The sequence below is a fragment of the Actinokineospora iranica genome (assembly GCF_900101685.1).
GTDB classification, from domain to species: Bacteria; Actinomycetota; Actinomycetes; order Mycobacteriales; family Pseudonocardiaceae; genus Actinokineospora; species Actinokineospora iranica.
The window spans coordinates 55,241-69,227 of sequence record NZ_FMZZ01000010.1 but is presented as its reverse complement, the minus strand read 5'-3'; the positions used below and the strand labels follow the sequence as shown (position 1 = coordinate 69,227).

10 protein-coding genes and 1 pseudogene are annotated in these 13,987 nt (G+C 71.8%); 7 read left to right on the top strand and 4 right to left on the bottom strand.

The window, feature by feature from the left end; all coding sequences use genetic code 11:
- Positions 1-189: 189 nt before the first annotated feature.
- Positions 190-4,830, top strand: coding sequence for a cation-translocating P-type ATPase (locus BLS56_RS20220; RefSeq protein WP_228771794.1), 4,641 nt, complete (start codon positions 190-192; stop codon positions 4,828-4,830).
- Positions 4,831-5,056: 226 nt separating this feature from the next.
- A complete protein-coding gene (locus BLS56_RS20215; RefSeq protein WP_456049126.1) occupies positions 5,057-5,278 on the top strand; it encodes a hypothetical protein in 222 nt (73 codons plus the stop codon).
- A gap of 51 nt (positions 5,279-5,329) precedes the next feature.
- Here the strand turns inward: BLS56_RS20215 and BLS56_RS20210 are convergent, their stop codons facing one another.
- The 3 genes from BLS56_RS20210 to BLS56_RS20200 form a co-directional block, all read right to left on the bottom strand.
- A complete protein-coding gene (locus tag BLS56_RS20210) occupies positions 5,330-6,532 on the bottom strand; it encodes a macrolide family glycosyltransferase (RefSeq protein ID WP_091453299.1) in 1,203 nt (400 codons plus the stop codon).
- 97 nt (positions 6,533-6,629) lie between these two features.
- Positions 6,630-7,472: a GNAT family N-acetyltransferase gene (locus BLS56_RS20205; RefSeq protein ID WP_228771793.1), complete on the bottom strand. Its 843-nt coding sequence runs from the start codon at positions 7,470-7,472 to the stop codon at positions 6,630-6,632.
- Between the two features lie 74 nt (positions 7,473-7,546).
- Positions 7,547-8,731 carry an MFS transporter gene (locus tag BLS56_RS20200; protein WP_091453296.1) on the bottom strand — a complete coding sequence of 395 codons (1,185 nt, stop codon included), beginning with the start codon at positions 8,729-8,731 and terminating at the stop codon, positions 7,547-7,549.
- A 114-nt stretch (positions 8,732-8,845) separates the two neighbouring features.
- Between BLS56_RS20200 and BLS56_RS20195 the strand changes: the two genes are divergently transcribed.
- From BLS56_RS20195 to BLS56_RS20180, 5 genes and pseudogenes are all read left to right on the top strand, one after another.
- Positions 8,846-9,154: an ArsR/SmtB family transcription factor gene (locus tag BLS56_RS20195; protein WP_091453294.1), complete on the top strand. Its 309-nt coding sequence runs from the start codon at positions 8,846-8,848 to the stop codon at positions 9,152-9,154.
- Between the two features lie 87 nt (positions 9,155-9,241).
- Complete coding sequence (locus BLS56_RS20190) at positions 9,242-10,003, top strand: L,D-transpeptidase family protein (RefSeq protein WP_091453292.1); 762 nt, start codon at positions 9,242-9,244, stop codon at positions 10,001-10,003.
- Positions 10,004-10,167: 164 nt separating this feature from the next.
- On the top strand, positions 10,168-12,426 hold the full coding sequence (locus tag BLS56_RS20185) for a pyridoxal phosphate-dependent decarboxylase family protein (RefSeq protein WP_091453289.1): 2,259 nt from the start codon (positions 10,168-10,170) through the stop codon (positions 12,424-12,426).
- A 56-nt stretch (positions 12,427-12,482) separates the two neighbouring features.
- Positions 12,483-12,686, top strand: a complete 204-nt coding sequence (locus BLS56_RS32810; protein WP_267463931.1) for an SAM-dependent methyltransferase — start codon at positions 12,483-12,485, stop codon at positions 12,684-12,686.
- A pseudogene (locus tag BLS56_RS20180) lies at positions 12,683-13,413 on the top strand (SAM-dependent methyltransferase). The gene BLS56_RS32810 and the pseudogene BLS56_RS20180 overlap by 4 nt, the downstream one beginning before the upstream one ends.
- 147 nt (positions 13,414-13,560) lie before the next feature.
- On the opposite strand, the gene BLS56_RS20175 reads toward BLS56_RS20180, so the two are convergent.
- Positions 13,561-13,962, bottom strand: a complete 402-nt coding sequence (locus tag BLS56_RS20175; RefSeq protein ID WP_091453288.1) for a MarR family winged helix-turn-helix transcriptional regulator — start codon at positions 13,960-13,962, stop codon at positions 13,561-13,563.
- Positions 13,963-13,987 lie beyond the last annotated feature (25 nt).

Sequence of the window (13,987 nt, the reverse complement as noted above, 5' to 3'; positions counted from 1 at the left end):
TGGGCCATTCGGGCAAGCCGAGGATCACCCGGCGCCGCTGCGATGACAACGGACGGCGGGTTAACTGTGAGTGCCCTCTAGGCCTCCTTTGAGTGAATCGACATGCGGTCCGGGAGACCCGGGCCTGGACTGGGTATGACCCGCCCTCAAAGGGCGTTGGCCGGTTCGGACATATGAAAGGTCCACATGGTGCTCAAAGGCGTTACAGGACTGCCGTTGCTCGGACTGGCGTTGGCGGCCCCCGCCCGCGCCCTGCGGGCGGCCGGGGAGGCGACGAGCACCGCGCTCAGCGTCGCCGACGAGGCCGTCGGACTGGGGCGGCGGGTCGCCGTCACCGGGAGCAGAGCGGGCCGGGAAGCCGCGGCGGTCACCGGACGCCTGGTGCGCGACGCCCTGACCCGGCGCGACCGGCGGTGGCAGACGGGCAGCCTGGTGCACGTGCCGCTGAGCCTGCCCGGCGAGCCGCCGGAGCGGGCGCGGGAGCCGATCGCGCGGGCCGTCGCCGCCGTGCTCGACCACCCGGACGTCCTCAGCGCCTACTGGGACGGCGGGCTCGCCCGGCTGGTCGTGCGGGTCGCGGAGGACGCCGCGGGCGACCGGGTGGCCGACGAGGTGTCCGAACTGGCCCAGCGGCACGGGCTGGCGGTCGCCGACCCCGAGCCGCGCGCCCACCCCGGCGACCTCGCCGAGATCAGGACGTCGGCCATCGCCCTCGCGCTGGCCACGGCGGGCCTGACCGCCGCGCTGACCGGCCGGATGTTCTGGCTGCGCCGCCCGCCGCGGCCCGCGGCCGCCGCGCTGACGGTCGCGCGGGAAGACCCCCGGCTGCGGGCGCTGCTGTGCGACAAACTCGGCGCGGGCAACACCGAGGTCGTCCTGGCCGCGGCGAGCGCGGCGGTGAACGGGTTCGGCCAGTCGCCGACGGACGTGCTGCTCGACACCTCGCTGCGGGCGGGCCAACTGTTCGACGCGGTGGCCAGGGTGCACGCGTTCGAGCGGGCGCACGACACGCTGTGCGTGCCGGAGCGGGAAAGCGTCGAGCGCCGCGCGGTCCCCCGGCCCGCGCCGTCCGACCCGGTGACCGACTACGCGGCCAAGGCGTCCGCGGGCGGCGTGGTGGGCGCGATCGCCACCGGGGTCGTCAACCGGAGCGTGACCGAGGCGGCCAACGCGGTCCTGGCCGGGTCGCCGCGCCCCGCCCGCTTCGGCTGGACCGCCTTCGCCTCCGTCCTGGGGCAGGTCCTGGCCCGCGACGGCGTGCTGGTGCGCTCCCCCGACCGGCTGCGGACGCTGCAGACCGTGGACACGCTCCTGGTGCACGCGGGCGCGCTGCACCTGGACCGGCGCATGGTGTGCGAGGCCAACCCGCACGAGCCGGAGTGGGCCGACGGCAGGCTGTGGCAGGCGGCCGAGGCCGCCCTGGCCGGGCGCGCCGACGCGGGCGTCGAGTTGCGCCCGGTGGCCGACAACGCCGAGCAGACGACCGGGCTGATGATCGCCTCGGCCGAGGGGCGCGAGGTCGGCACGGTCCTGGTCGGCCACGAGCCCGACCCGGTCGCCGACGCGGTCCTCGACGCGGCAGGCCAGGCCGGGCTGCGGGTCGTGGTCATGGAGAACGGGGTCGCCGGAGCGTGCGTCGGGGCCGCCGACGAGACGATCGGCGCGGACCGGTCCATGGTCGAGGTCCTCGACGCGCTGCGCGCGGACGGCCACGTCGTGCTCACCCTCGCCCGGCCGGGCGGCATCCAGAACGGCAACGGCTCCAGGGCCAGGTGGGACGGCGAAAGCGCGGCCGACCACGGGACGGCGGGCGAGACACCAGCCGATCACGCGGCGGCCGAGGACGCGGGCACTGGACAAGGGACTGATCACCACGCGCTCGATGAGGACGTGCTGGACGGGGTGCTGGGGGGCGACCTCTCGGTGTGCCTGGCCGACCAGGACAGCGCCGTGCTCTGGTCGGCCGACCTGCTGTGCGCGGACGGGCTCGTCGGGGTGTGGCGGCTGCTGCGCGCGATTCCGGCGGCGCGGGCCGCTGGTGAGCACGCGGTCACCCTGGCCAAGGCCGGGGCCGCGCTGTCGGGCCTGCTGGTCGTCACCAACCAGCAGCGGCGGTGGGGTAGGCTGTTCTCGCCGCTGTCCATGGTCAGCCCGGTCGACCTAGCCGCCGGTGTCGCGCTGCTGTCGGGGTGGGGGCTGGCCGCGAGCACCGGCGCGGAGACCGCGCCGATCCCCCGGCCCCGGGTGCCCTGGCACGCGCTGGCCGCGGACGAGGTGCTGACCCGGGTGCGCGAGCAGGCCTGGCGGCACCGGCAGGCCGCGACCGGGCTGGCCGCGCAGGGCCGCCACCTCGGCGCGCGGCTGGCGCGGCTGCCCGGGGCCAAGCCGGTGACCGTGACGCTGCGGCTGGCCGACGCGGTGCGCACCGAGCTCAGCGACCCGCTCACCCCGGTGCTCGCCGTCGGCGCGGCCGCCTCGGCCGTCCTCGGGTCCACTGTGGACGCGATACTCGTGATCGGGGTCATGGGGGTCAACGCGTTCGTCGGCGGCGCGCAGCGGCTGCGGGCCGAGCACGCGCTCGCCGCGCTCGCCGCGGGCCAGCGGCAGCAGGCGCGCTTGGTGCGCCGCCCCGGGAGCGACGGCGGGACCGGCGCGAACGAGACCGTCGAGGTGATCGACGCCGACGACCTCGTCCCGGGACAGGTGATCGACCTCCGCGGCGGCGACGTCGTCCCGGCCGACGCCCGGCTGCTGGCGCTGCACGACCTCGAGGTGGACGAGTCCGCGCTGACCGGGGAGTCGCTGCCGGTGACCAAGGAACTCGCCGCGACCTCGGCGGCTGCCATCGCCGACCGGCACAACATGGTGTTCGAGGGCACCACCGTGGTCGCCGGGAACGCGCGGGCCGTGGTCGTGGACACCGGGAAGGACACCGAGACCGGGCGCGCGGTCGCGCTGGCCTCGCGGACCCCGCCCTCGGCCGGGGTGCAGGCGCGGCTGGGCGAGCTGACCAAGAAGGCGCTGCCGCTGACCATCATCGGCGGCGCCGCGGTGACCGGGCTGGCGCTGCTGCACGGGCGGCCGATCCGGGAGGCCATCGGCGGCGGGGTCGCGGTCACCGTCGCCGCGGTGCCCGAGGGGCTGCCGCTGGTGGCCACCGTCGCGCAGATGGCAGCGGCGCGGCGGCTGAGCAGGCACGGCATCCTGGTGCGCACGGCGCGGACGCTGGAGGCGCTGGGCCGGGTCGACACGATGTGCTTCGACAAGACCGGCACGCTCACCGAGAACAAGCTCACCGTGATCCGCGCGGTCACCGCCGAGGGCGAGGTCTTCGCCGCCGACCGGTCCGAGGCGGCAGGCGTCCTCACCCTCGCGGCCCGCGCCTGCCCGCAGCAGCCGACCGACGCGGGCAAGCACGCGCACGCCACCGACGAGGCCACCCTGCGCGCCGCGCCAGCCGACCCGGACTGGACGCTGGTCGCGGGCCTGCCGTTCGAGGCCAGCCGCGGCTACGCCGCCGCCGCCGGGTTCGTCGGCGACGCCGCGCTGCTCGCGGTCAAGGGCGCGCCGGAGGTCGTGCTCCCGGCCTGCGCCGACGCGCCCGCCGACATCGCCGACCTGGTCGCGATCCTGGCCTCGGACGGCCTGCGGGTGCTGGCCGTCGCGCGCCGCCGCATCGATCGGGAAAACGCTGCTGACGCGGTGGACGAGCCGCTGGGCGGACTGGAGTACCAGGGCCTGATCGCCCTCGCCGACACCGCCCGACCCAGCGCAGCGCCCCTGGTGCGGCGGCTGCGCGCGGCCGGGGTCAACCCGGTCGTGCTCACCGGCGACCACCCGGAGACCGCGCGGGCCATCGCCATCGGCCTCGGCTGGCCAGAAGACACCCTCGTCGTCACCGGCGACGAACTCGCCTCCCTCGACCGCGAGGGCGGCGCGCGGCTGCTGCACGACGCTGGGGTCGTGGCCAGGGTCGCCCCGGAGCAGAAACTCCAGGTGGTCGAGGCGCTGCGGGCCTCGGGGCGGGTGGTCGCCATGGTCGGCGACGGCGCGAACGACGCGGCCGCCATCCGGGCGGCGGACGTGGGCATCGGCATCGCGGCCCGTGGATCGGCTGCGGCGCGCAACGCCGCCGACGTTGTGTTGACCGATGAAGACCTCACGGCGCTGGTCGGCGCGGTCGAGGAAGGCCGGGCGCTGTGGCGCAGCGTCGCCGACGCCATCAGCATCCTGATCGGCGGCAACGCGGGCGAGGTCGGGTTCACCGTGCTGGGCACGCTGCTGGCGGGCGCCTCCCCGTTCTCGACACGGCAGCTGCTGCTGGTCAACCTGCTCACCGACATGTTCCCGGCGATGGCGGTCGCGGTCACGCCCGCTTCAGCCACCAACGGCGACGAGCACACCCCGGTCGGCACAACCGTGCTCGACGGGCCGCTCACCCGGCAGATCCGCCAACGCGGCATCACCACCGGCCTCGGCGCGAGCACGGCGTGGCTGATCGGCACCAGCACACCGGGGACCGCGCGGCGGACCAGCACGATGGCGCTGTGCGGACTGGTCGGGTCGCAGTTGGTGCAGACGCTGATGGGGCGGCAGCGGAGCCCGCTGGTGCTGGTGACGACGGTGGGGTCGGCGGCGGCGCTGTTCGCCGTGGTGCAGACGCCTGGGCTGAGCCAGTTCTTCGGGTGCACGCCGTTGGGGCCGGTGGCCTGGGCGGGAGTGGGAGCCGCGATGGGGACGGCTGTGGTGGGGCCGTTGGTGGTGCCGCCGCTGGAGTCCGCTGTGTCTCGGGTGGCCAGTCGGTTGCCTGCTGTCCGGTTCGTTCGCTGACTCGTTCTGGCTCGTTCGGCGCCGGCTCTCGTGGGTCGGCTCGATGGGTGCGGTTGGCAGGAAGGCGAGTTCGCTGCTCTACCCCATCGAGCACCTGGCAGGCGCTGGTTCGGTTTGGCAGGTGGGCAGGTGTGCGTTCCGGGCGAGCGTTGGGAACTTTTTCGGGGTGGGGGGCGACCACTGTCCAGATGATCCGATTGACACCTTCTCACCTGGGACGGTCACTGTGATTGACACCAACGGTATGCGGCATATCGCGACGTTCTGTGGGCAGTGCGACTGTGGTTGCCCTGAGTTGTGGATCGACCCGGACGCGCCTGAGGAGAAGCGCGTTGTCATCACTGATGACTTTGGGCAGCGCATCCAGATGAGCCTGGGGCAGCTCTCCGACCTCATCGGTGATGTGAAGGGTGGCGTGTTGGACACGCTGTTGACGCCGAGCGCCTGAGGTTGTCTGCCCTGGCGTCATCACTGGGTGGTGACGCCAGGGCGCGGGTGGTCACTCGTCGGGTGGGGTGGTCGCCAGGTAGGTCTCCAGGGCGTCGGCTCCGGCGGTGGGGCCGCCCGCCGCGTGCAGGTGCTTGGCCATGGCTGCCAGGGCTGCGCGGATGTTCTGGTCCTCGGCGACTTCCTCCACCGCCGCGCGGAGTGCGTCGGGGGTGAGGGCTTCGGTGTCGATGAGTCTGCCCAGGCCCAGTTCCTCGACGCGGCGGGCGTTGGCGGTTTGTTCCGGGGTTTGGGGGACGGCGGCCAAGGGGACCTGGTTGAGCAGGGCCTCCATGGTGGAGTTCATGCCCGTGTGGGACAGGAACGCGGTGGCGTGGTCGAGCACGGCCGGTTGGGGGAAGCGGGGACGGACATCGAAGTTCGGTGGGATCTCGCCGAGTGCCGATGGGTCCACTCGGTCGCCGACGGCCATCGCGACGTGCCAACGGGTTCCTGCGAAAGCCTTGGCGCACAGGGTGAAGAAGTCGGCTCGGTCGTTGAACACCGTGCCCAGCGAGACGAACAGCACCGGGGAGCCGTCAGCGGGTGGACGCCACTGCGATCCGGTCGCGCGGGAGCCGACCGAGGGGCCGATGAAGCGGAAGCGGTCATCGAAGGTGTCCCCCCGGATCTGGAACTCGCGGGGGATGAAGACCAGGTTCAGCGGGGCGACCATGCCCCCGGTGATCCGCTCCTCACCGAAGGACAGGCCGTAGTCGGCCATGATCTTGGCGATCTCGGCCAGGTACTCGGCGAACTTCGGGTGAGTGGGGTCGAAGTCCGGCGGGGTCAGCAGGGAACCCAGGTCGAACGACTCGTTGCCCGCGAAGTTGGCCACCGTGGCCACTTCCGGCACCCCGTACCTGGTGGCGAGCAGCCTGCCGGGCAACGTCATCATGTCGTAGCAGATGGCGTCCGGGATGTCCTCGGCCACCCAGCGGTCCAGGTCGGGCAGGACGCGCTTGACGCCGGTGAGGAACCCCATCAGCATCTCGGCCAGCTGCTCGGTGGTCCGCCCCGCGTCCGCGGTGACCGGTGGCAGCCGCCAGTCCACAACGAACGGCTCGGCGCCCGCTGCCTCGACCGCGTCGGCGAAATGCTCGTTGACGGCGTAGGTGACCCGGTGTCCCCGGCCGCGCAACTCTTCGACGAGCGGCAGCGTCGGGTTGATGTGGCCTGCCGCGGGCAGCGCGATGAACGCGAAGTGTTTCTTCATTTCCCCAGACCCCCTGGTTTCCGGGGTCCATCTTCCGCGCTCAGGCAGGGCTGGTCGAGCGGTTTTCGGCATCCCGCACGGCGCCTCGACCAGCCTTCTAGCCGAGTTCGAGGCTGGTCACGGCGAAGATGTGCGGCAGGTCCACCTCCGGGTCCGCTCCGGTGTACATCCGGGCGGCCTCGAACGACGGCGCCAGCCCGAGCCGCTCCATCAGGCGCACCGAGGGCTTGTTGACGTCGGGCACGTCGACCGCGATCGGCGCGCCCGGGACGGTCTCGGCCAGGGCGGTCACCAGCGCCGCCGCGACCTCGTCGGACGCGGCGTAGAGCGGGCCGACGCGCGCGGCGACGCTGGCGGCCCGCAGGACGCCGAGGCCAAGGAGTTCGCCGTCGGCCACGGCGGCCAGGGCCGTGCGGCCGGGCAGGCCGAGCCAGGCGGCCAGGAAGGCGTCGCGCGGGGCGGGGAAGAACCGGCGGTCGTAGGCGGCGAGCACGTCGAACGGGAGGGTCCGAGCATCCACCAGGGTCACGCCGTCCGGAACGTCCACAACGGACGGCACGCCCTGGTAGCGGACGTTGTTCCACGCCTTGCGGAAGCCGGACTTGCGGTAGTTGTCCTGCTGGTCGACCACGCCGTCGAGGCCCACGTTGCGTCCGGCGAGGCGGGCCATGCCCGCGCGCCACAGCTGAATCCCGTATCCCTGCCCGCGCACCTCGGGCCGCGCCAGGTAGAACCCGATGAACCCGAAGTCGGCCCCGTAGCGCACCGCGGAGATCGACGCCACCGGCACGCCGTCGAGGACGCCGAACAGGAAACCGCCCGGGTCGGCCGGGTGGAACGCCTGCGGGTCGGCCGTCCCGGGGTTCCAGTCCTCGTCGTCGGCCCACTCGATCAGGCGAGCCATGTCCGCCACGCTCGCGGTCACGATCTCGAACGCCAACTCCGACCTCCCCGGACTCCCGCGGCCACCACCGTCGGTGACCGCATGGCGACTCTATCGGCAGGGGCCGACAACTATCCCTTGGCCGCGAGCGCCGCCGCGGGCTCGGCCGCCGGGGCCTGCTCCGGCGGCCTGCCGGAGGTCACCAGCATCGCCAGGGCGACCGCGCCGACCGCGGCCGCGACCGGGGCCAGCGCCAGGATGCCCCAGAGGCTGATCACCAGGCCGCCGAAGACGCCGGAGAGCCCGACGCCGAGGTAGATCGCCGAGGCGTTGAGGGACAGGAGCAGGTTGCTGTTGGCCGGGGCGATGTCGATCAGCCACTTCTGGATCGGCGGGTTGACCGACCAGGTGAGCAGCCCCCAGGCGAACAGCGCGACGGCCGCGCCGCCCACGGTGCCCATCGTCAGCGGCAGCGTCGCCAGGACCACGACGCACATGCTGAAGGTGACCAGCATCGGCGTCCGGCTGCCGTACCGGTCGGTGGCCCGGCCGCCGACCGAGTTGCCGACCGCGCCGCCGACGCCGTAGACGAGCAGCAGCAGGCTCAGGGTCGTGCCGTCCACGGACGCGGTGGCCGACAGCAGCGGGGCGATGTAGGTGAACACGCTGAACGCGGCGAGCACGCCCAGCACGGTCATCCCGAGCACCAGCCGCACCTGTCGGTCGGCCAGGACCGCGACCCGCTCGCGCACGGTGGCAGCCGGGGGCGCGGCCACGGTCGGCACGCCCGCCCACACAGCCGCCGCCGCCACCGCGGACAGGGCCGCTACCAGCGCGAACACACCCTGATAGCCGATCTTGCCGCCGAGCAGGTTGCCCGCGGGGACACCGAGGATCAGCGCGACGGTGAGGCCGCCGAAGACCACCGCGACCGCCCGGCCGCGCCGCTCCGGCGGGCTGAGCAGCGCGGCCACCCCGGTCGCCACCGGGGTGAACACCGCAGCGCCCAGCGCGCTGAGCACCCGGGCGGCCAGCAGCAGCTCGTAGGTCGGGGCCACCGCGGCCAGCGCGTTGCCCAGGGCGCTGACCAGCAGCGCCGCCACGAGCAGCCGCCTGCGCTCCCACCGCCCGGTGGCCGCTGCCAGCAGCGGGGACGCGATCGCGTAGGCGATGGCGAACGCGGTGACCAGCTGGCCCGCGGTCGCGGTCGAGACGCTCAGCTCCTGGCTCACCGCGGGCAGCACGCCCGAGATGATGTAACCGCTGGTGCCCACCGTGAACGCGCCCGCGGCGAGCAGGTAGGTGCGTGATGACATGCCGTCCCCCTCAGACAGTTGGCATGATCGACAAGCCGGTACGACGCCGACCGTAGTACGACGTTGACCGTACTACGGTGTTCGTCGAACCAGTCAAGCTCCTACTATGTGACGATGGGCCAAGACCTCCCGCATCCGGAGCGCGCGGAAATCCGCATCGAGGCGGTGCTGGCCGCCCTCGCCGACCCGATGCGGCTGCACATGGTCCGCGAGCTGGCCCGGCTCGACACCGGCGTGGCCTGCGGCTCCATCGACCTGCCGATCAGCAAGTCCACCCGCACCCACCACCTGCGCATCCTGCGGGAGGCGGGCGTGGTCCGCATCCGCCCGGAAGGCACCAGCCGGATCACCACGCTGCGCCGCGACGACCTCAACGCCCTGTTCCCGGGTCTGCTCGACGGCGTCCTCGCCGCGCCCCGGTGACGCCGACCAGCCGAGACCGCCGGTAAACTGGTGGTTCGCCAGGGACGACAGGCTCATCGGGAACGGGACTTGAGGGTGCGCGGGGGAATGCGGAGCAGACGCGCGGTCATCGCCGGACTCAGCGCGGTCGCGGTCGGCGCGAGCGGCGCGACGGCGTGGGCGCGGCTGCGCCCACCGGCCGACGCGCCGGTTCCGGGCGCCATGGCGGCCGCCGCCCTGGTCCAGGCCCCTCCGACCGCTGACCAGCCGACCGCTCACCTGCCGCTGGAGCCCGCGGCCGCGACGCCGCTGCGGGCCGGGGCCACCGGGGTGCGGGTCGTGGCGCTGCAGGCTGCCCTGCGCGGGCTCGGCTACCAGATCGGCACACCCGGCGCCTACGACGACGAGACCGCGCACGGCGTCATCGCGTTCCAGAAGGTGCACGGCCTGCCCCGCACCGGCGTCGCCGACGCGGCCACCCTGGCCGCGCTGCGCGCTCCCAGCCCCCCGACCGCCCGCACCGCCGCGCCCGGTTTCCACGTCGAGGTCGACCTCGCCCGCCAGGTCGCGTACTTCGTCCATGACGGCGTCGTCGGCCGGGTCTACGACGTCTCCACCGGCCGCGACGCCCCCGGCAAGCACACCCCGACCGGCGAGTTCACCGTCACCCGCAAGATCGACGGCTGGCGGCACGCGCCGCTGGGGCCGATGTGGCGGCCGTCCTACCTCGGCTACGACGGCATCGCCTTCCACGGCGGCGAGCCGGTGCGCGCGTTCCCGGACAGCAACGGCTGCGTGCGGATGACCGACCGCAGCGTCGACGAGACCTACGGCCAGCTCACCGTCGGCACCCGGGTCTCGATCTACTGACCGGGCCGGGGCTCCTGGCGCCGGAAAGTCCACCCTTCACCGCGCGGACCACCCGATGGTGCGGTAGCGCGGCCGTGCCCTGGTCACCGCGAGCGGCCCGCTGTTACGTTCGCCGAACGAGGTCGCCGCGCACGCTTTCTACCCTTTTTCCGAGGAGAAACGCGATGATGGACGAGATCACCGGCAGGGCGGACGAGAGCAGCAGCAAAGCCCCCGAATACCGCGACCGGCTCGTCGACCTCTACGGCGACTTCGACCTGGAGACCGCCGAGGGCAGCGACACACTCGGCGCCTGGTTCCTCGGGCCGCTCGCGGAGAACCAGGAGCTGTTCGGGCAACTACTGAACCGGGCGCTGGAATCGCACTGCAAGGACCGGAAGTCCTTTTATCCCGGCGATCCCGCCTACGTCACCCCGGAGATCAAGAACTCGCAGGAATACAAGAACAGCGTCGAAGTGCTCTCCGAGGAAACCGAGAAGCTGCTGAACGCGCTGCGCGGCTCGGTTCCCTTCTTCAGCTACCGCTACCAGTCCCACATGAACTGGGACGTGACGCTGCCCGCGATCGTCGGCTACTTCGCCGGGATGCTCTACAACCCCAACAACGTCGCCGCCGAGGCCTCCCCGGTGACGACCCTGCTGGAGAAGGCCGTCGGCGACGACCTGTGCCGGATGCTCGGCTACGACATCCTCGCCGAGACCACGCCACGGCCGTGGGGGCACATCACCTGCGACGGCTCGGTCGCCAACATCGAGGCGCTGTGGTCGGCGCGCAACCTCAAGTACTACCCGATCGCCGTGGCCGCCGCGCTGGAGCACGAACCCGCGCTGGCGAAAGCCCGCAACCTCACCGTCACCCTCGCCGACGGCGTCACCAGCAAGCGGATTTCGCGGTTGACACCGTGGGAGTTGCTGAACCTGACGGTGGACGACGCGCTCGCGCTGCCCTCGCGCATAGTGGAGGATTACGGCGTCCCGGTCGAGGCGCTGGCGGCCATCAACGAGCACTCGCTGCAAAAACTGGGCTACGAGAAGTTCGCCCGCGAGCACCTGGGCGGCGACATCGGCGAGCCAGCGGTGTTCGCGCCGATCACCATGCACTACTCGTGGCCCAAAGCCGCCGCGCTGCTGGGGATCGGCCAGCACAACCTCATCCCGATCGAGGTCGACCTCGACGCCAGGGCCAAGGCCAGCCACCTGCGGTCCTGGTTGGACACCTGCGAAACCGAGCAGCGGCCGGTGCTGATGGCCGTGGCGGTCCTGGGAAACACCGAGCAGAGTTCGGTCGACCCGCTGGCGAAGATGATCGCGATGCGCAGGGAGTACCAGCGCCGCAACTTCTCCTACGTCATCCACGCCGACGCCGCCTGGGGCGGCTACTTCGCTTCCATCAAACGGGAAAGCGCCATTCCCGCCGCGGCCGGGCAGATCCGGTTCACCCCGGACCTGTCGATGAGCCCGTACGTCAACGAGCAGTACAACGCGTTGGGAGAGACCGACTCCATCACGATCGACCCGCACAAGGCAGGCTACATCCCTTACCCCGCGGGCGGTCTCTGCTACCGCAACAAGGCGCAGCGGAACCTGGTGGCGTTCAGCCCGCCGTATGTGGCGCACGACGAGGAAGTCGACACCAGCGTCGGCTTCTACGGCGTGGAGGGCTCCAAGCCGGGCGCCGCGGCGGCCGGGGTGTACCTCAGCCACCGGGTGATCGCCCCCGACCAGCGCGGCTACGGGCGGATTCTGGGGCAGACGCTGTTCAACAGCAAGCGCCTCTACGCCCAGGTGGTCACGATGGCGCAGCCGGACGACCCGTTCATCGTCGTCCCCTGCCAGCGGCTGCCCGCGGAGAAGAAGCACCCCGGCGACAAAGTGGCCATCCACAACGACTTGCGGTACATCCGCGACGAGATCATCGGCGCCACCAACGAAGAGATCTACGCGAAGCTGGACGACCCGAAGCAGCGGAAGTTCTGCGTGTTCTTCCGCGACCTGGGGTCGGACCAGGTGATCATCGCCTACGCGTTCAACTTCTACGCCGACGAGAAGAAGACCCGGCTCAACACCAGCATCGCCAAGATGAACAAGCTCAACTCCCGTGTCTTCGCCACCCTGAGCATGGCCCCCGCCGACTCGATCACCCCGCCCAACGGCAAACCCGTGCCGCCGATGATCGTCACCGGGTCCACCTTCGACCCCCGCGTCTACAAGGACGAGTACATGGGCAGGCTCCGCGCCCGCCTCGGCGTCGAGGACGACCCAAGCCAGTCCATCGACTACATCATCTCCACCACCATGGACCCCTGGGTGACCGACACCGCCGAGGGCAACTTCATCCCCAAGGTGGTCGAGGTGCTGCGCCAGACAGTGATCGACGAGGTCAAGCGGATCTGGCGAGAGGACGCCATCGCGGCCCAACCCTGACCGCCCCCTGCGTTAGGCTTTCGCCCCGAGTCGAGGGTCGAACGTGGAGTCGAGCGATGGCCGAGCAGGCGCCCTGGGTCCCGGAGGACGTCAACACCGAGGTGCCGAGCGCGGCCCGGGTGTACGACTGGCTACTCGGCGGCTACCACGACTTCCCCGTAGGCCGCGCCGTCGGCGAACGCGTGCTCCAAGTGCTGCCGGACGGCCGGAAAGTCGCCACCTCCAACCGCGCCTTCCTGCGCCGCGCCTGCAATACATGATCGGCCAAGGCGTGCGCCAGTTCCTCGACCTCGGCTCCGACATCCCCACCACCGGCAACGTCCACGAAATCGCCCACGCCGCCGACCGGACAGCCGAGTCGTCTACGTCGACTATGACGAGGTGGCCGTGGCCCACGGCAAACTGATCCTCCAGAACAACGACAACGCCACCGTCGTCGCGGCGGACCTCTGCAAGCCCGAAACCGTGCTGAGCCCGGCGGTCACCGAGTTCCTGGACTTCACACAGCCCATCGGCCTGCTGATGGTCGCCGTCTTCCACTTCGTCCCCGACGAACGCCACCCAGCGGACATCATCGCCCGCTACCGCGACGCCCTGCCCCCGGGCAGCCTGCTCGCCCTGTCCCACCTCACCGCCGACCACAAACCCACCGAGATGGCGGGGGTAGTCGAGGCGATGAAGAACAGCCGCGACCCCATGTACTTCCGCCCCTACGACGCGGTGCTTCCCCTGTTCGAGGGCTTCGACCTCGTGGAACCCGGCCTGGTCAGCGCCCCCCAATGGCACCCGGACCCAGACGCCCCCACCGACACCACCGAAGGCGTCTACGCGGCGTCGGCCTCAAGCGCTAAACCCACCCCTACCTACCAACCAAGCCCCACCCCGCCCAGGTGCTCGTTTCGGCCAAGCAGCGAACCCGAGCACCTGCCAGGCCGCACCGAGGCTCGCCAGGTGCTCGATGGGGCGGAGTGGTTTCTTCGGGGGTGAAGGAAGATCCCCAAACTCACCGTGGTCGTGGGGCCGAAGGCTCCCCACCCGTCTTTCCCCGCGACGGGATCTTCCTTCGTAGGGGCCCCGAAGAAACCACTCCACCCCATCGAGCAACCCCACGAGAGCCCACAAGAGCCCGCGAAGCTACTGCGGCGGCCCAGGATCAGGAGCGGTCATCATCTCCGCCAGCACAGCCCGGTGAGTAGAGAGCGCTTCCGCGTGCCGCGCATGACCAGCCGGGGTCAGGCAGACCTGAATCCCCCTGCGGTCCTGCACGCACATCGCACGGGCAACCAGCCCGTCCCGCTCCAACCGGCCGATGAGCCGGGACACCGCGCTCTGGCTCAAATGAGCGGCTGCCGCCAAGTCCTGGACACGGGCGTCCGCCCCCTCTGCCTCCACCAAACGGTCCAGGATCTCGAACTCGCTGGCGCTCAACCCGTGGCGCGCGAGTTCGCGGTCCAGTGCGCACCAGGTGCGGGCGTGCACTGTCAGCAGCTCCCGCCAGCCTTGGACCAGGGGGAGGTCAGCGTCCTCGGCGACCATGGCGGCGATCCTACCAACGTCCCAA

Bases quoted from the DNA above. Each gene is read 5' to 3' on its own strand.
- BLS56_RS20175 (WP_091453288.1), bottom strand. From the start codon at position 13,962: ATGGTCGCCGAGGACGCTGACCTCCCCCTGGTCCAAGGCTGGCGGGAG.
- BLS56_RS20200 (WP_091453296.1), bottom strand. From the start codon at position 8,731: ATGTCATCACGCACCTACCTGCTCGCCGCGGGCGCGTTCACGGTGGGC.
- BLS56_RS32810 (WP_267463931.1), top strand. From the start codon at position 12,483: ATGGCCGAGCAGGCGCCCTGGGTCCCGGAGGACGTCAACACCGAGGTG.
- BLS56_RS20190 (WP_091453292.1), top strand. From the start codon at position 9,242: ATGCGGAGCAGACGCGCGGTCATCGCCGGACTCAGCGCGGTCGCGGTC.
- BLS56_RS20185 (WP_091453289.1), top strand. From the start codon at position 10,168: ATGATGGACGAGATCACCGGCAGGGCGGACGAGAGCAGCAGCAAAGCC.
- BLS56_RS20210 (WP_091453299.1), bottom strand. From the start codon at position 6,532: ATGAAGAAACACTTCGCGTTCATCGCGCTGCCCGCGGCAGGCCACATC.
- BLS56_RS20195 (WP_091453294.1), top strand. From the start codon at position 8,846: ATGGGCCAAGACCTCCCGCATCCGGAGCGCGCGGAAATCCGCATCGAG.